Origin of the sequence: Sporosarcina sp. 179-K 3D1 HS (genome assembly GCF_047228905.1) — a bacterium.
Taxonomy (GTDB): domain Bacteria; phylum Bacillota; class Bacilli; order Bacillales_A; family Planococcaceae; genus Sporosarcina.
The window spans coordinates 102,312-128,352 of record NZ_JBFEGI010000007.1 but is presented as its reverse complement, the minus strand read 5'-3'; the positions used below and the strand labels follow the sequence as shown (position 1 = coordinate 128,352).

The 26,041-nt window shown below is 45.8% G+C and carries 24 protein-coding genes, 5 tRNA genes and 1 riboswitch; of the genes, 6 read left to right on the top strand and 23 right to left on the bottom strand.

Annotated features, from left to right (window positions below):
- Positions 1 to 113: 113 nt before the first annotated feature.
- From AB1K83_RS11120 to AB1K83_RS11075, 10 genes are all read right to left on the bottom strand, one after another.
- The gene (locus AB1K83_RS11120) at positions 114 to 749 is read right to left on the bottom strand and encodes an anti-sigma factor family protein (protein ID WP_413058254.1); all 636 of its coding nucleotides are present in this window, start codon (positions 747 to 749) and stop codon (positions 114 to 116) included.
- A 12-nt stretch (positions 750 to 761) separates the two neighbouring features.
- Entirely contained in the window at positions 762 to 1,325 is a 564-nt protein-coding gene (sigW, locus tag AB1K83_RS11115; protein ID WP_413058321.1) for an RNA polymerase sigma factor SigW, read from the bottom strand.
- 198 nt (positions 1,326 to 1,523) lie between these two features.
- Positions 1,524 to 2,429: an arginase gene (gene rocF, locus AB1K83_RS11110; protein WP_413058253.1), complete on the bottom strand. Its 906-nt coding sequence runs from the start codon at positions 2,427 to 2,429 to the stop codon at positions 1,524 to 1,526.
- A gap of 78 nt (positions 2,430 to 2,507) precedes the next feature.
- Entirely contained in the window at positions 2,508 to 4,241 is a 1,734-nt protein-coding gene (locus tag AB1K83_RS11105; protein ID WP_413058252.1) for a putative bifunctional diguanylate cyclase/phosphodiesterase, read from the bottom strand.
- Between the two features lie 195 nt (positions 4,242 to 4,436).
- A tRNA-Gln gene (locus tag AB1K83_RS11100) sits at positions 4,437 to 4,511 on the bottom strand.
- A 51-nt stretch (positions 4,512 to 4,562) separates the two neighbouring features.
- A tRNA-Tyr gene (locus AB1K83_RS11095) sits at positions 4,563 to 4,647 on the bottom strand.
- Between the two features lie 49 nt (positions 4,648 to 4,696).
- Positions 4,697 to 4,771, bottom strand: a tRNA-Glu gene (locus AB1K83_RS11090).
- 216 nt (positions 4,772 to 4,987) lie between these two features.
- Complete coding sequence (locus AB1K83_RS11085; RefSeq protein ID WP_413058251.1) at positions 4,988 to 6,052, bottom strand: alpha/beta fold hydrolase; 1,065 nt, start codon at positions 6,050 to 6,052, stop codon at positions 4,988 to 4,990.
- A gap of 195 nt (positions 6,053 to 6,247) precedes the next feature.
- Positions 6,248 to 6,320: transfer RNA gene (locus tag AB1K83_RS11080), tRNA-Thr, on the bottom strand.
- A gap of 7 nt (positions 6,321 to 6,327) precedes the next feature.
- Positions 6,328 to 6,402 (bottom strand) — tRNA-Asn (locus tag AB1K83_RS11075).
- A 183-nt stretch (positions 6,403 to 6,585) separates the two neighbouring features.
- Between AB1K83_RS11075 and AB1K83_RS11070 the strand changes: the two genes are divergently transcribed.
- Positions 6,586 to 7,248: a hypothetical protein gene (locus AB1K83_RS11070; protein ID WP_413058250.1), complete on the top strand. Its 663-nt coding sequence runs from the start codon at positions 6,586 to 6,588 to the stop codon at positions 7,246 to 7,248.
- A gap of 256 nt (positions 7,249 to 7,504) precedes the next feature.
- On the opposite strand, the gene AB1K83_RS11065 is transcribed toward AB1K83_RS11070, so the two are convergent.
- The gene (locus tag AB1K83_RS11065; RefSeq protein WP_413058249.1) at positions 7,505 to 8,182 is read right to left on the bottom strand and encodes a KinB-signaling pathway activation protein; all 678 of its coding nucleotides are present in this window, start codon (positions 8,180 to 8,182) and stop codon (positions 7,505 to 7,507) included.
- A gap of 143 nt (positions 8,183 to 8,325) precedes the next feature.
- Here AB1K83_RS11065 and gerD point away from each other — a divergent pair, with 143 nt between their 5' ends.
- Complete coding sequence (gene gerD / locus AB1K83_RS11060) at positions 8,326 to 8,958, top strand: spore germination lipoprotein GerD (protein ID WP_413058248.1); 633 nt, start codon at positions 8,326 to 8,328, stop codon at positions 8,956 to 8,958.
- Between the two features lie 17 nt (positions 8,959 to 8,975).
- Here gerD and AB1K83_RS11055 read toward each other — a convergent pair whose 3' ends face one another.
- The 6 genes from AB1K83_RS11055 to AB1K83_RS11030 form a co-directional block, all read right to left on the bottom strand.
- A complete protein-coding gene (locus AB1K83_RS11055; protein ID WP_413058247.1) occupies positions 8,976 to 10,034 on the bottom strand; it encodes an Mrp/NBP35 family ATP-binding protein in 1,059 nt (352 codons plus the stop codon).
- Between the two features lie 76 nt (positions 10,035 to 10,110).
- Entirely contained in the window at positions 10,111 to 10,824 is a 714-nt protein-coding gene (locus AB1K83_RS11050; protein ID WP_413058246.1) for an N-acetylmuramoyl-L-alanine amidase, read from the bottom strand.
- A gap of 223 nt (positions 10,825 to 11,047) precedes the next feature.
- Positions 11,048 to 11,344, bottom strand: a complete 297-nt coding sequence (locus tag AB1K83_RS11045; protein ID WP_413058245.1) for a rhodanese-like domain-containing protein — start codon at positions 11,342 to 11,344, stop codon at positions 11,048 to 11,050.
- Between the two features lie 173 nt (positions 11,345 to 11,517).
- Positions 11,518 to 12,027, bottom strand: a complete 510-nt coding sequence (locus AB1K83_RS11040) for a cupin domain-containing protein (RefSeq protein ID WP_413058320.1) — start codon at positions 12,025 to 12,027, stop codon at positions 11,518 to 11,520.
- A 110-nt stretch (positions 12,028 to 12,137) separates the two neighbouring features.
- The gene (fni, locus tag AB1K83_RS11035; RefSeq protein WP_413058244.1) at positions 12,138 to 13,169 is read right to left on the bottom strand and encodes a type 2 isopentenyl-diphosphate Delta-isomerase; all 1,032 of its coding nucleotides are present in this window, start codon (positions 13,167 to 13,169) and stop codon (positions 12,138 to 12,140) included.
- Between the two features lie 42 nt (positions 13,170 to 13,211).
- A complete protein-coding gene (locus AB1K83_RS11030; RefSeq protein ID WP_413058243.1) occupies positions 13,212 to 14,030 on the bottom strand; it encodes a squalene/phytoene synthase family protein in 819 nt (272 codons plus the stop codon).
- Between the two features lie 207 nt (positions 14,031 to 14,237).
- Positions 14,238 to 14,336: riboswitch (TPP riboswitch) on the top strand.
- Positions 14,337 to 14,404: 68 nt separating this feature from the next.
- On the opposite strand from AB1K83_RS11030, the gene AB1K83_RS11025 reads away from it, so the two are divergent.
- The 4 genes from AB1K83_RS11025 (at position 14,405) to AB1K83_RS11010 (ending at position 19,045) form a co-directional block, all read left to right on the top strand.
- Positions 14,405 to 15,166: a 3-oxoacyl-ACP reductase gene (locus tag AB1K83_RS11025; protein ID WP_413058242.1), complete on the top strand. Its 762-nt coding sequence runs from the start codon at positions 14,405 to 14,407 to the stop codon at positions 15,164 to 15,166.
- Between the two features lie 331 nt (positions 15,167 to 15,497).
- Positions 15,498 to 16,907: an MFS transporter gene (locus AB1K83_RS11020; protein WP_413058241.1), complete on the top strand. Its 1,410-nt coding sequence runs from the start codon at positions 15,498 to 15,500 to the stop codon at positions 16,905 to 16,907.
- Positions 16,904 to 18,085: an amidohydrolase gene (locus AB1K83_RS11015; RefSeq protein ID WP_413058240.1), complete on the top strand. Its 1,182-nt coding sequence runs from the start codon at positions 16,904 to 16,906 to the stop codon at positions 18,083 to 18,085. Before AB1K83_RS11020 ends, AB1K83_RS11015 begins: the two co-directional genes overlap by 4 nt.
- A 120-nt stretch (positions 18,086 to 18,205) precedes the next feature.
- Positions 18,206 to 19,045 carry a pyridoxamine kinase gene (locus tag AB1K83_RS11010; protein ID WP_413058239.1) on the top strand — a complete coding sequence of 280 codons (840 nt, stop codon included), beginning with the start codon at positions 18,206 to 18,208 and terminating at the stop codon, positions 19,043 to 19,045.
- An 85-nt stretch (positions 19,046 to 19,130) separates the two neighbouring features.
- On the opposite strand, the gene AB1K83_RS11005 is transcribed toward AB1K83_RS11010, so the two are convergent.
- The 6 genes from AB1K83_RS11005 to AB1K83_RS10980 all read right to left on the bottom strand — a co-directional run bounded on the left by AB1K83_RS11005 (position 19,131) and on the right by AB1K83_RS10980 (position 26,035).
- A complete protein-coding gene (locus AB1K83_RS11005) occupies positions 19,131 to 20,552 on the bottom strand; it encodes an alanine/glycine:cation symporter family protein (protein WP_413058238.1) in 1,422 nt (473 codons plus the stop codon).
- Positions 20,553 to 20,619: 67 nt separating this feature from the next.
- Entirely contained in the window at positions 20,620 to 21,939 is a 1,320-nt protein-coding gene (locus AB1K83_RS11000) for a Na+/H+ antiporter family protein (RefSeq protein ID WP_413058237.1), read from the bottom strand.
- A 191-nt stretch (positions 21,940 to 22,130) separates the two neighbouring features.
- Positions 22,131 to 23,096 carry a UV DNA damage repair endonuclease UvsE gene (uvsE, locus tag AB1K83_RS10995; protein WP_413058236.1) on the bottom strand — a complete coding sequence of 322 codons (966 nt, stop codon included), beginning with the start codon at positions 23,094 to 23,096 and terminating at the stop codon, positions 22,131 to 22,133.
- A 205-nt stretch (positions 23,097 to 23,301) separates the two neighbouring features.
- Entirely contained in the window at positions 23,302 to 24,507 is a 1,206-nt protein-coding gene (locus tag AB1K83_RS10990; RefSeq protein ID WP_413058235.1) for a hypothetical protein, read from the bottom strand.
- 14 nt (positions 24,508 to 24,521) lie between these two features.
- Positions 24,522 to 25,349 carry a hypothetical protein gene (locus tag AB1K83_RS10985; protein WP_413058234.1) on the bottom strand — a complete coding sequence of 276 codons (828 nt, stop codon included), beginning with the start codon at positions 25,347 to 25,349 and terminating at the stop codon, positions 24,522 to 24,524.
- Positions 25,346 to 26,035 (bottom strand): ATP-binding cassette domain-containing protein, encoded by a 690-nt coding sequence (locus AB1K83_RS10980; RefSeq protein ID WP_413058233.1) that lies wholly within the window; start codon positions 26,033 to 26,035, stop codon positions 25,346 to 25,348. Before AB1K83_RS10980 ends, AB1K83_RS10985 begins: the two co-directional genes overlap by 4 nt.
- Positions 26,036 to 26,041 lie beyond the last annotated feature (6 nt).

Sequence of the window (26,041 nt, the reverse complement as noted above, 5' to 3'; positions counted from 1 at the left end):
GCGATCATAACTCCGGAGAACCGCCCATACTTCCGCGCAAGCGATCATAACTCTCCTTCCCCGACTCCCCAACCAAAAAACCGGCATCGCCAAGGCGATCCGGTCATTTTCTATCAATCATCGGTCGAACGATCTCCATCCGAAGAAGGAATGATATCATTCACCGCTTTTTTCATTTTATACCACAGCCAATCAAAGACTTCGTCGATTTCTTCGCTATTTCCCGTAACGACGGCAGTGGAAGCCATATACTTCGTGCCGCGGATTACAGTGACGTTTCCATCGACTTGTCCTTCGATGCGCAGGTTGCCGTTTTTCACGACAATGTCGCCTTCGATGACTTCCCCTTCCGGCACAATGACGGTTTCCCCTTCGACGATCAAGTTCGGCTGTTTCGATACGGAAAAGTGCTGATCATTGCCATAGCTTGAGAATAATGTAGCGCTCATAAGGACAAAAAACATCGCAGCCGCCGCAAATAGCGGGTGTCTACGCAGCCAACGATTGAAACCGGCTTGGGATTTCTCTTTCGGGAGCCGGGCCATGACCCCTTCCACAAATCTTTCCGGAGCTTGTATTTGGGTAGCACTCCCTAGAAAGGCGATGGATTCGCTTAATCCATTCATGATCTCTTTGCACTCGGCACAAGCATCCAAATGCTCTCGTAGCAGCCGCTCTTCTTCACGGCTGATATCTCCGTCTAAATACGCGTGCATATATTCAACAACATAATCAGGACACGTATTCATACTAATTCCCTCCTACATAGTACCCATCTGTTTTCGAAGTGCTTCCCGCCCTCGATGGACACGGGTCTTTACGGTCCCGAGCGGCAATTCCAAGATGTCTCCAATTTCCTGCAACGGTAGTTCCTCGATGTAACGAAGCGTTATCACAGAACGGTATTTGTCTGGAAGTCTGCCGATTTCATATTGGATGCGCTCCTGCAACTCCATCTTTTCCACTTGATCTTCCGGCAATTCATCGGCCGCTGCCACTTGCGAGTACAGGTTTAAGCCTTCGGTTCCAGGCACTTCGGCGTCCAGGTAGTAATCAGGCTTCTTCTTCCGGATTCGATCGATGCACAAATTGGTCGCGATACGAAAGATCCACGTCGAAAATTTCCGTTTTTGATCAAACGTATGGATGTTAATATACGCACGCACAAACGCTTCCTGCGCAATGTCTTCCGCTTCCTGTGCATTCCCCAGCATCCGATAACACACTTGATACAGCCGGTGCTGAAACAAAGTTACAATTTCCTCAAAGGCATCCTGGTTGCCTTTTAAGACTTCATTTATACGTTTATTGACCAGGTCATCCATTGTCATTTCATCCCCCGCTCTATGCGGCTGTCCCTACCTATACGGTTGAAGGTATCGACAGGTTTCATTTTTTATCACTATTTTATATTTTATCAAAGATAGCTCGGTTTTTCCCCTTAAGTTGTAAGATATTCCAAAACTTAAAAAAGATTGTACATCACCCTTGTTACCAGGTTGATCTACAATCCAAAACCGCTTTTATAATAATTTTTCTCCAAATAAAGAGCCCATCAGACCCACCGCTACATCGGCCGTCCTGTTTTTATCATCCAGGATCGGATTGACCTCGACAAATTCAGCCGAGGTTATGATGTCCGCATCCTCCAACATTTCCATGGCCAGATGGCTTTCGCGATAGCTGATACCGCCTGGAACCGGCGTGCCAACGCCCGGCGTATACAGCGGGTCAAGCCCGTCGAGATCCAGCGAAAGGTGAACGCCATCCACATCCCGGGACCGCAGATATGCAATCGCATCTGTCATAACCGTCGTCATTCCGTCCCGGTCAATTTCGTGCATCGTATACACTTTGACCCCTTTTTCCTTAATCAACTTCCGCTCCCCGGGATCCACCGAACGGGCTCCGATAATGACGATATTTTCAGGCTTCACTTTTTGTCCTGCATGCCCGATATTAACAAGTTGCTCGTGGCCAATTCCCATACTGACTGCTAACGGCATACCATGAATATTGCCGGAAGGGGACGTTTCCGCCGTATTCATATCCGCGTGAGCATCATACCAAATGACACCTAGATTTCTATATTTCGTCGCCAGTCCAGCAAGTGTTCCGATCGCAATGCTATGGTCGCCCCCCAAAACAAGCGGAAAACGATCGGCCTCCAACACTTCTTCCACTTTTTTCGCAAGTGCCGTGGTCGCTTGAACCACTTCCTCGAAATTTTTCAACTTATTGTCGCTCGGTTCCGTGCTGGCAGCAGCTCCTACGTAAATATTGCCTTCGTCATTCACCCGATGGCCAATCGCTTCCAAACGGGCCACCGCCCCTGCATAGCGAATTGCACTCGGTCCCATATCTACACCGCGACGGCTTTGCCCATAATCTAACGGAACCCCAATCAGCGAAATGTGCAAGTTGTTCATTTGCCAAACCTCCCTTGACCTTGAAACTATTGTAAGGCTTCCGGCAAGGATGGCTCAACTCGACATCTTTCCGAATATTTATACATCGCCCACCCGTCTCATGAACTGCTCACATACCTCAGGAGGAATCGGCTTGCTGAATAAATACCCTTGGGCTTCCAAGCACCCGAAGGATCTCAAGATTTCGGCTTGCTCCTCGTATTCGACTCCCTCCGCAATGACTCGCAAGCCGACTGTATCCGCCAACGCAATGATTGCTTTGACAATGGCCCGGCTCTCTTCATTCTCATGAATATCCCGAATGAAAGACATATCGATCTTCAATGTGTCCGCAGGCAGCTCTTTAATATAACTGAATGTGCTATAACCCGTTCCGAAGTCATCGATTGAAACCGTGATCCCCAAATCCCGAATCGCTTGTATTTGTCCACGCAATCCTTCCCGGTCAGCAAATGTGCTCTCCGTCACCTCGATTTCGATCAGTTCCGCAGGCGTCCCGGTCTCCTCAAGAATCTTCTGGATGACTGCCACGGTTCCCGGATCTTCCACTTGGACCGGAGACATATTGATTGCCAACCGGAATGGCGAGAATCCTTTCTGCAACCAATCGTTTGCCTGCTTGCATCCCTCACGCAACACCCACTCGCCAAGGGGCAGGATGATTTTCGTTTCTTCCGCCACCGGGATGAATTTATCAGGCGGAATTCTACCTAGATCCGGATGATTCCAACGGACGAGCGCTTCCACCCCTATTAATTCATTCGTTTGCAGATGGATTTTCGGTTGGTAATCAATATGGAACTGTCCCAACTTCACGCTTTTCCGAAGTTCATTCTCTAATAAAATGCGTTCCAACGATTTGGTGGCGGTTCCATGCTGGTAAAATTCATACCCTCCGCCCCCATGCTCTTTCTTGATCGACAAAGCCTTCTCCGCTTTCATCGCAAGTTCCGATGCCTTTGTCGCATGTTCGGGGTAGAGGACAATCCCAAAACTGAAAGAAGGTACATAGGATTGCCCCATCACTTCAATCGGTTCTTCCAAATACGTTTGCACTTCACAGATCACTCGCTCGACTTCTTCCCGACCCTGCAGCCCGCTCAATAGGAAGGCAAATTCATCTCCAGATAATCTACCAAGGATCTGTTTATGTTGAAAAAATGTGCGTAGTCTTCTGCCAATGACGGAAAGGACATAATCCCCAGCCTCAAATCCTAGGGAATCATTGATATAGCGGAGTCGATCGATATTGAGTCGCACATACGCCAATTCCTTCTTCTTTTTCTCCGCCATTTCCACCGCATGATGGACTTCCTTTCGAAAAGAAATCCGGTTCGGAAGTTCGGTCAGCTGGTCATTGTACGCCAGATTCCGGATCATCTTTTCAGATTCGATGCGCTGCGTAATATCATTACGGATGGAAATATATTGATACGGCTTGCCCATTTCATTCAAAAACGGAACAATTGTAGTGTCTACCCAATAATAGGTGCCGTCTTTTCTCTTGTTCCGGATTTCTCCCCGCCATGTCTTGCCTTTCCCAATCGTAGCCCACATATCTTTGAAAAACCGCGCTGGATGATAGCCCGAATTGACAATGCTATGACTCGAACCGATCAGTTCTTCTATCGAATATTGCGATATTCTCGTAAATTGCTCATTGACGTACAAGATTTTCCCTGTCCTGTCCGTAATAGCAACGATCGCAGACTGATCAAGGGCGTAGGTAATATCTTCAAATACTTTTTGATCGCTAAGCGTCCCGTCAAAACGTATCACATCTTGAATAGTTTTGTTAGTTTCTTCCCGCATGGTATCTCCTCATCACATGGAATATTCCCACAGTCACTACTTTTGTATCATGGATTCCTTCCATTGTACCGTAAAACCTAATAAAATTCTTCTAATCTAATCTTATCTAAATAGAAAAAAACCCTTAATTTAAAATTAATTAAGGGTTTTGTCGAAATATACATAAACATGGTTTGGTAAAACAAATACAGAAAATGGCTGGGGTAGCTGGATTCGAACCAACGAATGACGGAGTCAAAGTCCGTTGCCTTACCGCTTGGCTATACCCCAACATTAAAAATGGCAATCAGCTGCGTGTCTCTTTTATAGTAACAAATATAATGGTGGTGGGGGACGGATTCGAACCGCCGAACCCGGAGGGAGCGGATTTACAGTCCGCCGCGTTTAGCCACTTCGCTACCCCACCAATAGTATAAATCATTTTCTGGAAACTATGTGTGTTTCTAAAAATAAAATGGTGACCCCTACGGGATTCGAACCCGTGTTACCGCCGTGAAAGGGCGGTGTCTTAACCGCTTGACCAAGGGGCCATCTTGAACATCGTTTGTCCGTTACGCTTCTCTGATTCATTTGTAATAACTTGTCTAGTTATGTTGTCGAACCATCTACTTGAACGGCACAAATGTTATATTAGCAAATTTGCCCGCAATGCGCAAGCGCTTTCTACAAGTCTTTATAATCCTATTATTCAGACTTCTTGGCGCCTATGCTATTCATTCGCAAAGACGCCAATCTTCCCTTGCCGATTACTCGAAGACAGCTTGATGTTCAGACAGTTCCCTTGCCAGTATTCCCTTGGCAATGCCAATCACAGAGCCTTCAATTTGCCTTGCCTCCTCTGGATGAAACATATGAGAGGAATTTGGATACAAGATGAGTTCTTTTCCATACGGCGCATCCAACTTTTCGACAAATGCTTCAACTGGTTTCCAGTCAAGATGGATATCCCGTTTGCCATGAAAGAAAAATACCGGAACGTCGACTTTTTCAATCGCTGTCAAATTAATCTTCGCAAAGTCTTCAATAATTTCTTTCGTATAGGTTAAATCGTATGCACTTTTAAAAGCATGATAAATATCCTTCCAGGAATAATCGGGCGATCGTAAGAAGATCTTCATTCCTCCAAGCATTCCCGGATGTTTAACGGTCTTTGATTTGTAAATCATCGAATTGTTCGCAACCAACAATTTTCGGAACGAAAGCCAGTTTTGGAGGTTATGCGTGTATGGAGGTTGCCCAATCTTTTCAAGTGCATTAAGGGTTCTTCGGTCATTTGATTGAATCGCTCTTGCATGAAGCCAGTCGTAACAGAATTGATCATTTTCCGTCCAATTCAAAATTTGCGAAACTCCCATATAGGCATGCAGTTTTTCAGGGGAGCGCGTTGCTACTGTCAATCCGATCACCGTTCCCCAAGAATGGGCCGCCAAAAACACTTTCTTTTGATCAAACCGACTTCGCAGCACATCGATCAATTCATCACAATCCTTGAAAAATTGCTCCATCCGAATTGATTCCTGAGGGATCGAGGGATGAAAGGATTTCCCCGCCGCGCGCTGATCCCAAAAGACGACAACGAAATGTTGAACTAATTCTTTGGTCGTAATCGCTACGGCGTAATCTTGACCGCGCGACGCAACGCCCGGCACCGGCATACAAGGACCGCCATGGACAAACAGCAATACCGGATGGGTTGGATCCGTTGCCTGAATTAAAATCGATTGCTCTACCCCGCCTAAGGTAACCGTTTCAACCGTATCCAAGCCGGTTGGGGGGATTGTAAAATCCCGTTTTTTCCGAAACAAGACCATTCTACCCTCACCTTTTCCTCATTATTTTTCCTTCTGAAAGATCCGCATAGGGATTCCCACTCATGTTGTAACACCTTACAATATCCTTATATTTACTATCTATTATCTCCTCACCTTGTTCAACACTTATTTCAAAAAATAAAAAAACGCGATTCCCATAAAATCGGAAATCGCAATCTATTATGTATTAAAATAAGCTTCCAGCCGGGCTCGAACCGGCGACCTCTTCCTTACCATGGAAGCACTCTACCTGCTGAGCTATGGAAGCATATAAATGGCTCCGCAGGTAGGATTCGAACCTACGACCGATCGGTTAACAGCCGATTGCTCTACCACTGAGCTACTGCGGAATCGTAATATGTATTCGGTTGACGACAAATTCCATTATACCAGTAAATTTTACTTTTTCAACTACATTCTTTCTGGAAAATGTTCATCTTATTCCTGACGACTTTTTCAGTCTACCACGCACCTGACATATCCGTCAAACGTTTTTCATAAGATGGAGTAACTTTGCAAACAGGGGGTATCGGATGCGCTATAAAATCGCTTTTTTCGGCATGGTATTCTGTACACTTTTCCTATTCCTTCCCCCATCCCTTGAATCAGGAACGCTGACCTCGGTGTTTCGCGTCACAGATCAACCCGCCGCCATCGTGCGTGGGACAAGCGGATCCACTTTGACCGTCAATATATCGTTCGGCGATGTCGAGGTGGAGAACTGGATACGGGAATTGCAAGCGCCCTACCCACTTCTCCTAGTTGATATGGATTGGGCTGACCGTTTTCCTGAAACCGTTCGGCAGATCAACGAAAAAAACATTCCAGTCGGCCTGCTCGGCAACAGCGGAACCGCCTATGAAGAAGAACCCGCCTTGCTCGCCGATCAGCTGAAACGGTTTGAAACGAAATTTGGAGCGAAACCACTTTGGTTCCGCACAATGGATGAACGGTTTCCCGCTTCCCTGAAAAAACAACTATGGGAGGCAGAAGTAAACGCGCTCGGCTCCACTTTTATTTGGAGCGGCGGAAAAGTGCCTCCTCCTCAAGAAGGCGAAATCATTGCGGTTCCCCACCATCGACACGAACGGGTTAAATTAAGCGCTCTCGACTCATTGTCTAAAGGTCGAACCTTCCGTCCCCTGGAGGACGTCCTTTTCAGCACAACCGTGAAAACGAAGAAGATCCCGGAGTGAAGGCTGCGATTGATTGCATTCTTCATGGGCTTGCTTGCACTTTACCAGCAGTTCATTGCACTTTCGGCAGTGTTGCTTGCGTTCCATCTGAGTTTGCTTGCACTCCCTGGTTTGCTTGTACTTAACTCGCAGTTCATTGCAATCGCGGCAGTGTTGCTTGCATTCCACCCCAGTTTGCTTGTAGTCATTGCAGTAGCTCGGACGCTCTTTCCTAAAAACGAAAAACAGCACAGGATCACGCCTGTGCTGTTTTTTCTTATTTCGCTTTTGCCGTCTTGGCCGCTTTCCGCAGCCGTTTTCGTTCGTCCAAACGTTCTTTATCTTCATCTGACTGACGATTGTATTTCGGCAGCGCGAGAATTTGGTAGGCATTGACCGCAAGAAGCGGGAATAATAAGATCGTCACCCATGTATCGATATTGCCCGAACGCACCATCAAAGCCGGCAGCCATTCCAATGTCGTGATGACAATCATGAAAAACAATGCTGAAATGAGCGTATGCTTTTTCGTCCATTTCGCTTTGAAATAAGCCGTGATGGCCGCGACTCCGACAAGGGAGACAAGCAACCCGAGATATAGCAACGTGCGCCCCGGTTCACCGGACGTCAACCGGAATCTGAAAAAGACGAGATCGAATAACACGACGGTGATGATCAATAGCTGTACCCAATTCCATAGCGTCAATGACTTGAAAATATTGACACCGAATTGGTGAACGCTCAAATAGGCAAAAAAGCCCATCTGTGCCACGACACTCATCGTGAATCCAAGAAAAATCATCCAGAGAAACGCACCGACAAACTGCCAAATCTCACCGTTTTCTAAATATGTAGAAAAGAACTCCCACCGGACGATCAATCCGACGATCGCCGTGATGGCTCCTCCTATGAATAAGGCATTAAAAAAGAATTTTACCCAATTTCGTATTGTCACGACCTGGTTCCTCCGTTTGTACATACTGTCTTTAGTGTAACAACGTTTTCCTCAAAAATCTATTTCCTTTCATAATCGATGCATATTCTCCGTCATTTTGTGAACAATAAATGAAAATGGTGATGGAAGGGAAGTTCAATTCCATGAAAAACAAGGGCTTTCATTTTCTATTAGCGGCGCTTCTCTTGACCGGATGCAGCATGCAGCAATCCGGGCCGACATACGACGAGTTGAAAAAGATGACGACGGATGCTCTCCAGACGGAAGATGGAAAAAAAGCGATCCGTCAAATGCTGGCAGATCCGGAATTCCGTGAATTGCTCATTTTGGAGCAGCCCGAAGTGAAGAAATCCATTGAAGATACGTTGCTCTCCAAAAAAGGCGAGGAGTTTTGGAAGAAGAAATTCGAAGACCCAAAATTTATGGAGACAATCGCAAAAAGTATGAAGGATCAACAACAAGACGTGATGAAAGAATTGATGAACGACTCCTCTTTCCTCAAGGAAATGGAAGAGTTTTTTGGACAACCGGATATGCAGAAGCAGTTGGAAACCGTCATGCAGTCTGGCAATATGAAAAAGGAAATGGAAAAAATCGTACAAGAAACGATCAGCAGCCCTCTGATGCAGGCGAAATGGCAGGAGCTTATCATGAAAGCGGGCGAAGCGAAAGGCGGAGGCCAAGGCGGTGGCGGTGAAGGCGGCGGCCAAGGAGGCGGCGGTGGCGGTCAAGAAGAAGGTGGAGGAGGAGAAGGTGGTGGCGGAGGAGGTCAATGACCCACCCCGCCTCTTTTTCATTTATCCGTTTTCGTTATCACTTTTTGAGCAATGTCCATGTAAATTGTCCCGATCGGGTGGTCTTCCGCATAAACGGATGGAGCGAAGTCCTCTTCGTTCCAGTCAGGTTGTCCGAGTGGAATTTGGCCGAGCAGTTCCGTGCGCAATTCTTCCGCAAGTCGAACACCGCCCCCTTGGCCGAAGACATACTCCCGCTCCCCGGTCTTTTTGGATTCGAACCAAGCCATGTTTTCAATGACTCCGAGCAACCCATGATCGGTTTGAAGAGCCATCGCCCCGGCACGCGCCGCGACAAAAGCAGCCGTTGGGTGAGGAGTGGTGACGACAATTTCCTTGGACATCGGAATCATCTGGTGGATATCCAACGCTACGTCCCCTGTGCCTGGCGGCAAATCAAGGATGAGGTAATCTAGGTCTCCCCACTCCACATCACGGAAAAACTGATCCAATGCTTTTCCTAGCATCGGTCCACGCCAGACGACCGGCGCATTGTCTTCCACGAAGAAGCCCATGGAAATCACTTTCACGCCAAGACGCTCCACCGGAATGATCCGGTCTCCCTCGATCTTGGGCAATTCCGTGACTCCCATCATATCCGGAACACTGAATCCATAAATATCGGCGTCGATCAATCCGACTTTCTTTCCAAGACGCGCTAGGGAAACGGCAAGGTTGACTGAAACCGTCGACTTCCCGACGCCGCCCTTACCGGACGCAATCGAGATGAACTCTACGTTACTCAAAGGCGACAGGATATCCTGCGCTTCCGCGGCGGTTGCTGTGCCCCGGAATTGCTCGAGCACTTCTTTCGACAGCTCTTCGAAACGGATGCCGACAGAATCGGCGCCTGCTTCTTTCAACGTTTCCACGACTTTCATCTGAAGGGCCATCTGCTCAGCTGTATTGATTTTAGCAATCGCCAGCTTGACACTGACGTGTTGCTTTTCTTCTTTAATCGAAACTTCCACGATCCCATTTGTCTCCGCAAGCGTTTTATGTAAAAACGGATCCATCAGAGGACCTAGCAATTCCCTGACTTGCTGTTCATTGATCAATTCGGACACCCCTTGGAGGTTAATTATTCACCTTCCAAGTATACCACAGCCCGCGGGGTGTCACGACGAGAAGGCTTTATTTTTCAGCCGACTGGTGAAAATTGATGATTCCATCCATGATGGCTGTCGCGACCTTTTTTTGATACGTCGAATCAGTAAGAAGCGAACGTTCCTCATCATTCGAGATAAATCCCGTTTCTACTAGCACAGCCGGTGTTGGGACTTTCTTTAATAAATACACACCTTTAATTGCCAACGCTTCCCGATCCGTATTCTTTAGGTTTTCCTGGAAGGATGACTGAATGGATTTAGCCAATAGCTCACCATCCGGATGACCCTCGGGATGATAAAACACCTGGGAGCCTCGCCATTTCGATTCCGGAATAGCATTGACGTGGACACTAATGAACATATCCGGTTCTTCGTCGAGCGCAATTTGCTCGCGCAATTTCAAGTCCGCCAATTTGCGTTCCCGCACCGTACCGAACTCCTCGCCCGGCGCATGCTCCGCCAGTGCATCCCCTTCCTTCAAGCGGGTCATGACAACGGTGGACCCTTTCTTCTCCAGCTGCTTCTTTAATTCATGTGCAATTTTCAACGTAATATCTCGCTCCACTACCTCACCAGAAGATGCCCCGCCATCCAATCCCCCATGACCCGGATCAATGACGATTTTCACGCCACCGAGTTCGGCAGGCATGAAAAAACCCCGATCTGAGGCCTTCACACCGTATAACACCAGTCCTAAAGAACTTCCAAAAAGTATACAAATGACAAGCCATCGCTTCATTCCGACACCGCCCTTTTTCCATCACTATACGCGGGAGGCGGGTGGGATATGCCCTGGTGAAGTGCTTAAAACGTTTCGAGGTCCATAGAAAACGTTGTGAGGATCGTATCAAACGTTGCAAAGTTCAAGGATAACGTTGTAAAGAACTTAATTTCAAAAATATACCCCTTACAAATGAACAAAAAACAGGACCTCGCAAATAAAGGTCCCGTACGTTCACCAATTATTCTGTTTCGCCTTTCCAATCCAACATGCCGCCGACCATATTCGTCACGTCATAGCCTTCATCCGCCATGATTTCCTGCGCCCGTCCACTACGACCGCCTGAACGGCAAACGAGGATATACGGCGTAGACTCATCCAACTCCCGCATTTTCAACGGAATGTCTCCCAATGGGATATGTACCGCTCCCGGGATTTTCCCCGCAGCGACTTCATCCGCTTCCCGTACATCAATCAAATGGAGTTGTTCGCCGTTTTCCAAACGCTCTTGCACTTCTGCAGCTGTAATCTCTTTCATTTCGTAAAAGCCTCCCAACATTCAGTCATAGTCCTATCATAGCGAGCCGATCCGGTTTCGTCTATTCCTTTGTATTTCATCCAGATTCAATCTAAAACGGTTTAGGGCTGCCATAAATACGCCCACGATATCTAAATTTACCGCGGACGTTAATTTATGGAGCCCCCTACCGTTCATTCCGCCGCCATAGCGTCCGCTCTCGTTCTATGGACGGTGCCAAATGGATGTTCAGGTGGTGCATAGATGGTATAAAGCCGAAGCGGGATATTCCCAGTATTGATCAGATTATGCCATTTCCCGGCCGGCACCATGATGGCAGAATCGTCATGGACACGCGCTTCAAAATTCAAGTTATCTCTCGTATCTCCCATTCGGACGAGTCCTTGCCCCTCTTCAATGCGCAAAAACTGGTCTACCGAAGGGTGTGTTTCCAGACCGATGTCTTCACCAACTCCGATGCTCATTAACGTCACTTGCAAATGATCTCCCGTCCATATGGCGGTTCGAAATGTATTATTTTGCTTGGCAGCCTCATTAATATTCAAAACAAAGGGTTGTTTTCCATAATCCCGTAGCACTTCATGGCGTGGATTATTCCCCTGAACCGGCAGTGGACCGCTATAGGGGTGAATCGGTACATTCAGATGGCAATGGCACGGACACCAATAGGGAACAAAATAGATCGTCCTCATTCCTTTCTGGATTGGTCGCATCATTATATGCCAATTGGAGAAAGAAGGTACGACTTAAAAGCGGCCCTTCCCCGACTATCCATCCCGGGAAAAGGCCGCTTTTAGTTTCGTACGACAAGTCGCGGAGTCTGTTTTAATGCTTCAATCGACGATACGCCGATGCCGAACATCGCCATCTTGAGTTCCAGTTCACGCGTTTCCAAGACCCGGAGGACGTCTTCCGCGCTTTCAGTCGCTTCTTTCAATAGAGCTCGCCCAAATCCCGCCATGTCGGCGCCGAGTGCAATCGCTTTGGCGGCGTCGAGGCCCGTCCGCAATCCGCCGCTCGCAATGATCGGCTGTTCATCTATAGATTCGCGAACTGACCGGATACTTTCCACCGTTGGGATGCCCCATTCGCTGAACGCTTCGGCCGCCTCCACCTTGACTGGATCTGCGGAGCGGAATTTCTCCACTTGGCTCCACGACGTCCCGCCTGCTCCCGCCACGTCGATGAAGGCCACGCCTGCATCGCACAGCTTCCGCGCCGTCTCTCCGTCAATTCCCCAACCAACTTCTTTAATTCCGACCGGAACGTCCAACACAGCGCATAGTTGCTCAATTTTCCCAAGCAGGCCGGCGAAATTCGTGTTGCCATTCGGCTGGATAACTTCCTGGATACTGTTTAAATGAAGGACGAGCATATCGGCATCCGTCATCTCGATAATCTTCCGGCATTCGTCATTACCGAATTCATAGTTGAGCTGAACCGCGCCCAAATTAGTGATGATCGGGACATTCGGCGCGTATTTCCTCACTTCGAACGAGGCATGATGCGCATCTTTGTCAAGAAGCGCCCTCGTCGATCCGAGCGCCATCACCCAACCCCGCTCTTCCGCAGCTTCCGCCAAATTCCGGTTAATCGTCTCCGCAAAGGCCGTTCCTCCGGTCATGGAGCTAATGAGGAAGGGGGTTCTACACGCATGACCCAAAAAGGAGGTTTCTATGGAAATGTCGGCAAAATCAATTTCCGGAAGCGCATTGTGAATAAAAGCGAGCGATTCAAAGCCCGTGGAAATGTTCTCTCCCATCACGTTTTCATTCAATGAAATTGTGATATGCTCGGATTTTCGCTGCTGAATTGAATCCGTCAACAGTAGACACCTGCCTTATGTTCAAATGGAATGATCTTTCTGTTACTCACTTTGTATTTCTTCTACCGTTTGCTCTACTTCTGCGCGTGTCATTTTTTCTCGCCCTTCTTTCATGGCGTTTAACGTTTTATGAGCCAAGGCAAGGGGGAGACGGCAGAATAACAAAATGCTTTTCTTATGAAGGGACTTCATATATTCATCCGCTTTTGCCAAGTTTTCTTCCGCGTATTCAAATAGTTCCGCGCGCGTCCAGCCATCGGGCACAAAACTGACCCCACGTTCCCCCAAATCCTCTTCCTCATTACGCAAAATATTGACGGCTTGAAGCCCGCGCCCATAACCAATGGCAAGGTCACGGTCGGTTTTTTCATCGGCATAGTGCGCCCAAAGATCCGAAAGCATGACGCCCACAAGTCCTGCGACGTAATATGTATAGTCATCCAAATCTTCACGTGTACGGATGTTCCAGTTGGCCTTTGACCATTTGGCCATGCCCCATGCCATTTCACGGGCAGCGTCCGCGACAATCGGCCGAACATCCATTGGGCAAGCTTGCAGCCACTCTTCCAAACGAATGGTCACGTCAGGCATGATTGATTTTACCGGCTCCAGAATCCGGAAATACTCTTCGTTATTAAAAGGTCGTTCAAATAATTCGCTGACTTGCTGCAAAATTTCATATTTAACGACATTGTCCAAGTCGGCATGATCTTCAATTTCATCAATTGCACGGAATATCAAGTAAGCAGAGGCAACCGAATATTTTAATTCCTTTTGTAAAAAAGTGATCGGGATGTAAAATGTACGGCTCGTCTCTTTTAGTACACGCATGGCGTCTTTTGGAAATGCAATCTCAGCCATAATAAGCTCCTCTCTCCACCCTTAGTTTTTCCCCTACTAACATGGTAACTCAATTCCTGAAAAAAATATAATAAAACAGAAAGTGGTGAAAAAGGCGACAACCCCACAACCTAGCAACCATTCCGAATTATCCCTAAGTTTCCGATTACACGGGCGACTGTCACCATTAACCCAAGTATGGTACACTAACTCCGAAGACAATAGGAAACAGATCACTGGGGGCGCCATTCGGCTGAGAGGAGACAACTCCGACCCTTAGAACCTGATCCGGGTTAAACCGGCGGAGGGAAGTGGCGGATACGTTTATGTAGATGCAGATCACTTCTCCAGTGGTCTCTTTTTTTATGTAAAAATTGAATGGGGAGATGAATGAAATGGAATTGAAAGATCAAGTCGTTTTGGTAACAGGAGCAGGCCGGGGGTTGGGAGCCGAAATTGCAAAGGCATTCGGGCGGGAAGGTGCAAAAGTGGTCGTCAACTATTTTTCCAGTGAAGACAAGGCAAATGCGGTCGCAGCTGAGATTGGGGATAATGCCCTTCCAATCCAAGCGGACGTGCGCAACGCGGAAGATGTGAAGCAATTATTCCAACAGGCAAAAGAACATTTCGGCCAAGCGATTACAACGATCGTCAACAATGCCCTTGTCAACTTTTCATTCAACGGAGACGATCGGAAGCAGTTGGACACGATTGAGTGGAGCGATTTCGCCGGACAATTCGAAGGCAGTGTCAAGGCGACACTCAATACATGGCAAGCAGGCCGAACGGATATGGTGAAAAATAAATTCGGTCGTATTATCAATATCGGAACCAACCTATTCCAACATCCCGTCGTACCGTACCACGACTACAATACGAGCAAGGCCGCCCTTCTGTCGATGACCCGCAATATGGCGAAAGAGCTCGGCCCAAAAGGCATCAACGTCAACATGGTCTCCGGCGGGTTATTATTGAAAACGGACGCCAGTGCGGCCACACCCGATTTTGTGTTTGACATCATTAAGGAGAACACCCCTCTTGGCGAAGTCACCACACCGGCTGAACTAGCAGACGCGGTCCTCTTCTTCGCCTCCCCTTGGAGCCGTTCCGTCACGGGACAGAATTTGATCGTCGATGGCGGCTTGGTGATGAACTGATCCTCTATTATTATGGGTAATTGATGAATTTCACCAAATGGTAACCACCCTGCTTACTTGCCAGTTAGCGGAGGGTGGTTACCCTTTTGTCTTGGTATACAAAGCAAATTTTGCGATAATAGCCGTTGTCCTTTCCTAGCTGACAGCAGGCTCCATAACGTTTCACTTAAACTTCTAAACGCTCCAAACCCAACTTCTCAACGTTTACACCCACCCTCGTAACGTCCACCTTGTATTCCCCATTAAGTTTTGCCTCCAACATTGCGTATCAAAAGTTGCTTTCGTTAGATACTTATGACTGAAATGATTTTAGTTGTAAGGGAGGATTACTATGGAGGCGACAACTTACAAAGGTAACAATAAAATGATCACGGGCATTGTCTTTGGGGTCCTTACATTTTGGCTTTTTGCACAAGCTATGGTGAACGTAGTTCCAGCAGTGCAATCCGATTTGGGTATTTCGCTAGGAACTTTGAACATCGCCATCAGTTTAACCGCGTTATTCTCGGGTATTTTTATTGTGGCAGCGGGCGGCCTTGCGGATCAAGTCGGGCGTAAAAAAATAACATATGTTGGATTGATTTTAAGTATCATCGGCTCTTTATGTTTAGTTTTTACGAACGGTGCGTTTCTACTCATCGTCGGTCGGATTATTCAAGGTCTTTCGGCAGCGTGTATTATGCCGTCAACCATCGCTTTAATGAAAGCCTATTTCGAGGGGGCAGAACGGCAACGTGCCCTTAGTTATTGGTCCATTGGTTCTTGGGGCGGTTCCGGTGTCTGTTCATTCGCGGGTGGTGCCATAGCAACCTATTTAGGGTGGAGATGGATTTTCATCTTCTCCATTGTTTTTGCGCTACTTGCTCTCTGGTTGATGAAAGATGTACCTGAAAGTAAAGGTGAGAAATCGAGAAACAAGTTTGATATCAGCGGCTTGATTGTTTTTATTATTACAATGGTTGCATTAAATATCTTCATCACACAGGGCGCTGACCTAGGTTGGACGAGTGCACTCACATTAACGCTACTGGTCGTAGCAATCATCGGGATTATCATCTTCATCAAAATCGAAAAAGGAAAAGCTGGCGCACTGATCGAATTTGGGTTATTCAAAAATAAGGCGTATACAGGAGCTACCATTTCAAATTTCCTGCTAAATGCGGTTGCTGGAACGCTTGTGGTGGCAAATACGTATGTCCAAGTCGGGAGAGGCTTCACTTCTTTTCAAGCAGGAATCTTATCGCTCGGCTATTTAGTTGCGGTTCTTGGGATGATTCGCGTAGGTGAGAAAATACTGCAAAGAGTGGGAGCAAAAAAACCGATGGTATGGGGGACGATTTTAACCGTAATTGGTGTAGGGGTCATGGGACTCACGTTCTTACCCGGAATCACTTATACGATTATCGTATTTATCGGTTTTGCTTTATTCGGCATCGGCTTGGGAATGTATGCGACACCTTCTACGGATACGGCTGTTGCGAATGCGCCCGATGATAAAATTGGTGCAGCATCCGGAATATATAAGATGGCGAGCTCGCTGGGCGGTGCATTCGGTGTAGCTATTTCCGCGACAGTCTACGCTTCCATATCCGCGGTGAGCAATGTCTCGTTGGCTGCATCCGCGGGGATTGCTGCAAACGTTATTTTCGCCGTCGTTGCATTACTCTCTATCATCATTCTTATTCCAAATAACACAGGACTAAAAGAAAATATCGTGGACGAAAGGGCGATGAAAGGATGAAGAACCAACTCATGAAAATGCTTGACGAGCGAAAAGAAGAAATGATTCAAATCCGCCGTCATTTGCATGAAAATCCGGAGTTATCCTTTAAAGAGGAAAAGACAGCGCAATATATTATCGATTTTTACAAAGGGAAAGACGTTGACATTCAAACGAATGTTGGAAATGGATATGGTATCATCGTGACTATCAAAGGCGGGAAACCTGGTAAAACGATTGGTCTGCGTGCGGATTTTGACGCATTGCCCATCCATGAGGAAGCCGATGTACCCTTCAAATCGAAAAATGAAGGAGTGATGCATGCTTGCGGGCATGATGGGCATACAGCCTATTTACTCATTCTTGCGGATTGCTTGATTCAATTAAAAGCAGAGTTATCAGGGACCTATAAAATCATCCATCAGCATGCGGAGGAAGTACCGCCCGGTGGAGCAAAAAGTATTGTTGAATCCGGCCTCCTGGATGACTTGGATGCGGTATACGGGATTCATCTATTCCCAACGAATCCGGCCGGCGACGTCGGTTACCGCAGCGGCTATGCAATGGCAGGCCGCACCTACTTCAAATTGACGATACAAGGTGTCGGCGGTCATGGATCATCCCCTCATTTAGCGAATGATGCCATCGTAGCGGGTGCATATTTCGTAACGGCCGTTCAAACCGTAATCAGTCGTCGATTGAACCCATTTGACATGGGAGTGATCACCATCGGATCATTCGACGGCAAAGGTCAATTTAACGTTATCAAAGACAGCATCGAGATTGAAGGCGATGTTCGATATATGACTGCCGAGACGCAGGAATTGATTGATAAGGAAGTCCATCGGATTGTAAAGGGCATTGAAGCGGAATTCGGGGTGACATGTGAACTGGAGTATGTTCCGGATTATCCGCCGCTTTACAACGATCCTGAGATTACAGCCGGTGTAGTTAAAGCCGTCGAAAATTCAAAGGAACCGGAAATTAAGAAAATCGTCGAATTTCAACCATTCTCCGGCTCAGAAGACTTTGCCTACTACGCAGCAAAATTCCCAGCTTGCTTTTTCTATATTGGCAGCAAACCGAAAGGCGTGGAAAAGGCCTATTTCAACCATCATCCAAAATGGGATATTGACGAAGATGCCCTACTCGTTGCGGCAAAAGCAGTGGCCGAAGTTGTTTGTAGTATCGGGGAATAGAAGAGGTGCCAGGTACTCTAATTTTTGTACCTGGCATCATAACCCCATCCTCCTACACAGGTGCACTAACCTTTGATATGATGAAGGTAAATCATCAGGCACACATCTACGGAGGAAACCATGAAAAAAGTCGCGGTCATCCAAGATCTATCATCGTTCGGTAAATGCTCACTCACAGCTGCCATTCCCGTCCTGTCGGTAATGGGAGTCCAAGCGTGCCCTTTACCAACTGCCATCTTTTCGGCGCAAACGGAATATCCGAGTTATTTCTGCGAGGATTTAACAGCGAAAATGCCGTTTTTTATAGAAGAATGGAACAAGCTGAATGCAAATTTTGACGGGATACATACGGGCTTCATTACAGGTAAAGAGCAAATTACCCACATCCTTCTTTTTTTAGATACGTTTTATAATAAAGATACCTTGTTACTCGTGGATCCTGTAATGGGAGATATAGGAGAGGCGTATACGAACTTTGATGATGACTTGCTGGGGCAAATGAAAGAACTGATTAAACAGGCAGATGTCATAACGCCGAATGTAACGGAATGCTGCCTGTTGACCGGATTATCGTATGACAGGCTGTATCGCTATGGAAACGAAAAAGACTTTTTAAAAGCGATCCAGGAAGCTGGCCAGCAACTCCAGCAGGAAACCGGCGCCCAAATCATCATAACGGGAATTAATCCGCCGGGAGATACCCAAGTTATCGGAAATATGTATGTAAGCGGGGACAGAACCGTGTATAGTTCTGCTCCGTTTAATGGAAAAAGCTATTCCGGTACAGGTGATTTATTCGCATCCGTCTTAATGGGCAGTCTGATGCGCGGGGAAGATCTTGAGCAGGCAATCCGGCTTGCGGAAACGTTTTTGACGGCAGCCATTCAGGATACTGATGCGGAAGGAACACCTACTGTAGCCGGGGTGAATTTTGAAAGGTATTTGAGGTTATTGTTATGAAGAACAACGAGGAACCAGGCCCATCCTGATTTTCAGGGGACCTGGTTCCTTTTTGCATTTACTTTTTTAATTGTTCGGTACCGTTTTACAGCCGTTCATCCGGATCGGCGAGCGTGCCCTCCCAACATTCCGCCCCTTTCAATCCCGGAATGGAATCCGCTTTGAAAACCGGGTTGAGGCCTTGGCGGCGCTGGGCTGTAAAATCTTGCAACACTTTGAAAGCGACCCGCCCCAGCAACACGATGACTACCAAGTTGATGATCGCCATGAAGCCCATGAACAAGTCCGCCATATCCCAGACGACCCCCACTTTGGCCATCGCCCCGAAAAACACCATCCCCAACACGAGAATCCGATAAAGTACCATCCAATTTTTATTGGCATTGATGAATTCGATATTCGTTTCACCGTAATAATAGTTCCCGACGATGGAACTGAAAGCGAAGAACATGATGGCGATGGCGACGAAGTAAGGGGCCCACGAACCGACATGGACTGCCATCGAAGCCTGCGTCAACAAAATACCGTTCTGTTCCCCCGTTTCATACAATCCGCCGAGTAAGATGATGAATGCCGTAGCCGAACAGATAATGATTGTATCAAAGAACACACCCAAACTTTGGACAAGCCCCTGTTTGGCCGGATGGGACACATTGGCCGTCGCCGCGGCATTCGGCACACTCCCCATACCCGCCTCGTTGGAGAACAGGCCCCGGCGGATCCCTTGCATCATCGCCGCCCCAACCCCGCCGCCGACGAACTCTTTCAATCCGAAGGCATGTTCAAAGATCAAGAAGAACATCGCCGGAATCTGGGTGATATTGATGGCCACGATGAATAGCGCCAAAATGATGTAGAACGTAGCCATGATCGGGACGATCGCCTGCGTCACTTTAACAATGCGCTTCACCCCGCCAAATACAATAAATGCAGTCAAGATTACGAGAAAGATTCCAACAACCCAATTCGGCACGCCGAAGACATCCACGAATGATTGGCTGATCGTATTGGATTGCACCGAATTGAACACGAAACCAAAGCTCATCGTCAAAAGGACCGCAAATACGACCCCAAGCTTCCGCTTGCCGAGTGCCTTCTGTATGTAATACGCCGGCCCACCACGGAACGTGTCACCATCCCGCACTTTATACACTTGGGCGAGCGTACTCTCTACAAACGCGGTTGCCATTCCGATAATGGCGATGATCCACATCCAGAACACGGCACCGGGTCCGCCGATTCCGATCGCGAGAGCCACCCCGGCGACATTCCCCGTACCGACGCGAGACGCGGCACTGATTGTGAATGCCTGGAAAGGGGAAACACCGTCATTGCTCTCCTTTTTTTCAACAATGAGGCGGAACATCTCCCCGAACAGCCGGATTTGCACAAAGTTCGTACGGATGGTGAAATAGACACCCAACACCAATAGTAAGGCGATTAAAATATACGTCCAAATGAAATTATTCAACGGCCCGACTAACCATTCCAACACAGCTGAAACCATACGGACACCTCCTTACTGTGCTATACCCTGCAAGGAAGCGGATTACGCAATTTTATTTAGCTTCATCTCATAAAACTACGGCAGCAATCAACCCGAATAGAAAAAGAGGAATACTATAATGAAGGAAGGTCGGCACGCAAGAATCCCAAATATGATTGTGCTTGCCGTCTGCATTCAATCCAGCTGTCGGTCCGAGGGTACTGTCGGAAGCAGGTGAACCTGCATCTCCGAGCGCTCCCGCTGTCCCGATCAAGGCAGCTGTTGCCATTGGAGAAAAACCGACTGCTGCACAAATTGGCACGAATAGTGCCGCAATAATTGGAATCGTACCGAAGGATGAACCGATTCCCATCGTTATCAATAATCCGACGAGTAGCATTACGATGGCAATCGTCACTTTATTATCACCTATGATGTCTGCTGCAGATGTTACCAGCGTATTTACAGCGCCTGTCTCTTTCAGTACGGTGGCATATCCCGAAGCGATCAGCATAACGAAGGCAATCATACCCATCATGCCAATCCCGTCATTTACAATCTTGTCCCCATCACGGAATGGGATGACATTCGTTACGAACATCACGAAGATTCCGGCGAGCGCTCCCAATATGAGAGTGTCCGTAATCAGCTGAACAGCCAGCGCAGTGAGAATTGATGCAATCGTAAAAACGTGGCGATACGTAAAACGCAGGTCCTGCTCTTGAACAGCTTCCTCTCGCTCTTCATTGACCAACCCTGCCTGTCCATCACCGTAGTCACGTTTTTTACGATATGTAATAAAAATAGCTACCAATAAACCAACAATCATTCCTGAGCCTGGAATAAGCATGGCCATATTTGCAGTAGCAAGCGAAATATCCATGCCGCCCGCTTTCATTTCATCGATGATAATTCCTTTAAAAATTAATCCGAAGCCCGCAGGAACCATAATATACGGAGCCTTCAAGCCGAATGTCAATGCAGCAGCTAACGCTCGGCGGTCAATTTGCATTTTATCGAATAAATGAAGCATCGGTGGAATTAAAATCGGAATGAATGCTATATGTATTGGTACCACGTTTTGTGATAAACAAGATACCCCCGCAATCGCCAGCACTAAGATCGCCCGTTTACCTTTCAATACATTGATCAAGCTCTTCACCAAGAAACCGGCGATACCAGACATGCCGATCATGACCGCAAACATACCGAGCAAAATATAGCTTAACGCCGTATTCGCCTGTCCGCCCATTCCTGAGACGAGAATTGTTGTTGTTTCTGCTAATGATAAGCCTTCCATTAAGCCGGCAAGACCGGCCGCAGCTAAGATGGCAAAAATGACATTGACACGGAGCAAACTGAGCACTGCCATGACAATGACTGAAATAACTACTGAACTCAATAACATAATTGTCCTCCCGTAGACCTCTGTTCCTCTGCCAGTCTCCCTTCTCGAAGACCAGCATTCATTCACATTCCTACTGACAACGCAAAGTAGACAGAAGATCGATGTTTATCATACCATCTTCTGCCCTTACTTTGTCACCTGTCGCTTCGTTTAGTTGAAAGTATTTTATTCCTTTTTTTATACTCAACAATTTACTTTATATAAAAAGAAGAACCATCGATTATCTCCACTTCTTCCCTTTTTTCAATTTCCCTGATTAATGTAAACAGGGCTTCATCCTTCTGTTTGGCCTCAATCATACAATCGATTTGTGGAACGGAACCTTTGATTCCGTTCAAAAACCTGAAAAACATGTCGGCGTCCACATAATCGGCATGATGGCGAAATTCTTTTTGACTTTTCGGGCTAGAGATATGCATTTTAATCGGAAGAGGAGAGCCCTTCCATGTCGTAGTGACCCGATCCCACTGATCCTCCCACGATGCCTCACGGTGATGAGCTAGATGATGATGATAGTCAAATACGAGCGGAATTCCTAATTTCTCGCATAGAAAAAGCGTATCCTCAAGTGTAAATGAAGTGTCATCGTTTTCCAGCATGATCAGCTGCTGAATGGGTGACGGAACCTCGCTCCAATTGGTAACAAAACGCTCCAATGATGTTTCCGTTTCTTTATAGTTGCCGCCGACATGAAGTACACAACGATGAGTCGGATCTATTTTCATTCCCTTTAATAGCATATAATGCAGTTTTAAAGTTCGTAACGAATTGATCAATACGTCTGGTTTCGGGGAATTCAACACAACAAAATGGTCAGGATGAAAATCAACGCGCAGATCGTGCTTCCTGACAAACTCCCCGATTTCGCGCAGCTTCCCTTTTAACGGCCGCATATAATCCCAACCCGAAAGCTCCTCATGGTTGGCCAAAGGAATCAGCCGAGAAGTAAGGCGGTAAAAGTGAATGTCATTAAAGACATTATGTTTTAGTAGCCGGAGTGTATTTTCCAAATTCTCCAATGCAATCCGTTCCAACTTCCGGATCGCCGCTTCCCGATCCTCGATTTTTTGGAACTGGGCAAACGTCATCGTTTTCGACGGAGACGCATTTTTCAATTCCATACTCATCGCCACATAGCCCAGCCGCACAATCATCATAAACAGCCTCATTTCTTACATAAGTAATTAGACCTTTTCAAGTTAGTTTCCGCATGGCGACAACAAATATACGGCTGTTGGAAGGGACTAATTTCTAAATAGCGGTCGTCTTGACCTCACTTGCACCAAGAAGTAAAAGTGCATAACGAAACACCAAAACCCAAGATGTTGGTGTTTCAACATTCTTGGGTTTCTCAATGGTTCATTATTGAACATACTCAATTTCATGAATATACAGCTGAAAATCCTTTTGATCTTCTCTTTCATTTTTTACTTTTAGTTTTCCTTCATATAAGGATTCCCCTGTTGCTAAATCTCCTATAAAAATGGTGTTTCCGTTATCTGTTGAATGAACGGTATACAACTTTCCATTCATCACCTTCATATAAGGAGCATTCTCATCATCCATACTATCTAAATCATATGTCAGCGTTTCGCCCCATTTTTCGTTTTGAATGTCATACTGGTGGACTTCTAAACCACTGGCTGACTGTGATGGAATATAGAGTGTAGAATTAAGAATAGCAGACGCATTATTTATTGAATTCAGTGCTTCCTCCGGGACGGCTAGTTTTTTAGACTGATTGTTTTCTAAATCATACACCATGAATTCATTAATAACTGGATTTAATTCTCCATCGCTTTGTACCATTTCATTTTCAACAGCCTCTATTTTAATTAACAGAAATTTATTTTGCTGCATGGAGTAATGATCATTTATGATTCTTACATCAGACCAGCCATTCTCTACCGCAGGAATAGAAATAATCGATTCATCACTTAGCAATTTCTTCTCACTCACATCAAATGTATAGACTCGTAATTCATTTTCAATATTTTTCTTTATCCGAGAGCCCCGTGTAATTATCTTTAATTCACCATCTATGACTTGGACATCTTCAACCTGCATCCAACCATAATTCTCTCTTTCAGGTATATCTAACTGGATCGGTGTAATTTCTTTTGTTTCTTTATTTAGCACTTCAATATCAAAGGATAACCCTGTCATTGGGTGTACATTGTTTTTCGCTTTAATATTGGCATATGCTATTAGATTGTCATTTTCAAAAAAATAATTAGGCATCAAATACTTACTCCGCATAAAAGCCCTGTGCTGTTTCACTAAATCATCAAAACGTGGCGGAACGCTTAATCTCTCTAACTTTCTCAAAAATGATAGGTTGCTTGGATCAATTGTTTCTTCACTAGTAATTTGTAAAGGCTGATACATGTGACCTACTGGGTAATGACCGTCCAGCATCAAATGTTTCACTTCATCCTCATTGCCACTAACTTTTTCAAATTCAATTTTCACATGGTTGTTTGCAGCGAAGCTTGATTGTATATAAAAAGTTCCGATAACAAGTAGCGTCACCAAACAAATTGAAATGGTTTTCCAATAGCGCTTCATCTATGTGACCCCCATCAAACCCTTATTTTATTCTTAATCAGAAAATTACCCGTCCAAATTGCACAAGCCAAAACAAGAAGACCTGCTACTATTTCCATGAAAAATAGTTCTGTTGGATAAAAGTAATTTCTTAAAATGAACTCATTCACTAGTATCGGTGCAATGAAGATGAAAATGGAAGCTGCACAATAGAGCAGTCCATACAGAATCCCTTTGATGCGATAAGATCGTTCAAACAAGATCGCTGTAAAAACAATACAAACAGCCGCGATTCCAGTACCATAATAAAGCACAAATTCAATAAAAGTATTTGGAAACAAGATCTCCAAATCAGGAACATTGATAATTTCATGAACAGTGAGATCGGTACGGAACTCACTTGGAACCATCCACTGTAAAACTTTAATTTCAACTGGCAGTAATAATAGCTGTAAGGCAACGAGACCTAAAACATAAAATAAAATCGTTGTCGCCTTTGCTAAATATATATGGAGACGTGCTGTTGGCAACATGAACAAACGATAACTAAATGTATTTTTCCCAAGCCAATCACGATACCAAATAAAAAAGACGTAAATTAGTAAGGTAACGAGACAAACTACAATGGGTCCCATAAACCAAGCTGTTCGATATATGTCTAAAAAAGACATTTTCGCATATTGGATAGACTCGCTTTTTGGCACTAACTCATTGTAACTAAACTTACTTCTACGACTTAAATACAATTGCGCTTCCACAATAACCCCAATAATTTGCGAAAGGATCGTGATTCCAATCAAAACAAGATATAGCTTAAAAAAACGAGTAAACTCGAAATTGACTAACTTCAAATAACGGTTCATGCTTGATACACCTCTCTCATGACATCAATTACTGATTTCCCTTCTGTTTCCCTAACTTCTTCTGTATCAAATTCTTTTAAAACTACGCCATTATCTAGCAGAACCGCCTTATCAATTAAATGTTCGATATCATTAATTTCATGAGTCGTTATAATAACTCCCCGGCCTTCAATTAAATGACTCGTAAATACATCGGCAATTTGCTCACGACTGAATATATCAATTCCTGAAAAAGGTTCATCCATTAAGACATAATCGACATCCATGGCTAAACCAAGAATTAGGTTCACTTTTGCGGTATTGCCTTTCGACAGTTCGGAAATTCGATCTGTTTCATCCAGTTTAAAAAAGTGAAGAAGTTCAGTGGCGCGTTCCTGATTCCAGCTGTCGTAAAAGTCAGCCATGAATGTAAAAGCATCTCGTATTTGCATTTGCGGCAGCATCGTGATCGTATCGGGTATGAAGGTAATTTTTTCATAGCTCTCTTTATGAATTCTTTCACCATCAATGAGGATTTCACCACTATTAATCGGTGTTAATGCCATAATCGCTTTCATAATGGTTGTTTTCCCGACACCATTGATGCCGATTAAACAAGTGATTTTCCCTTTGTCAGCAGTAAAAGACACGCCTTTCAACACTTTCTTCTTGCCAAATTTCTTTGTTACATCTTTTATTTCAATCATCAAGAT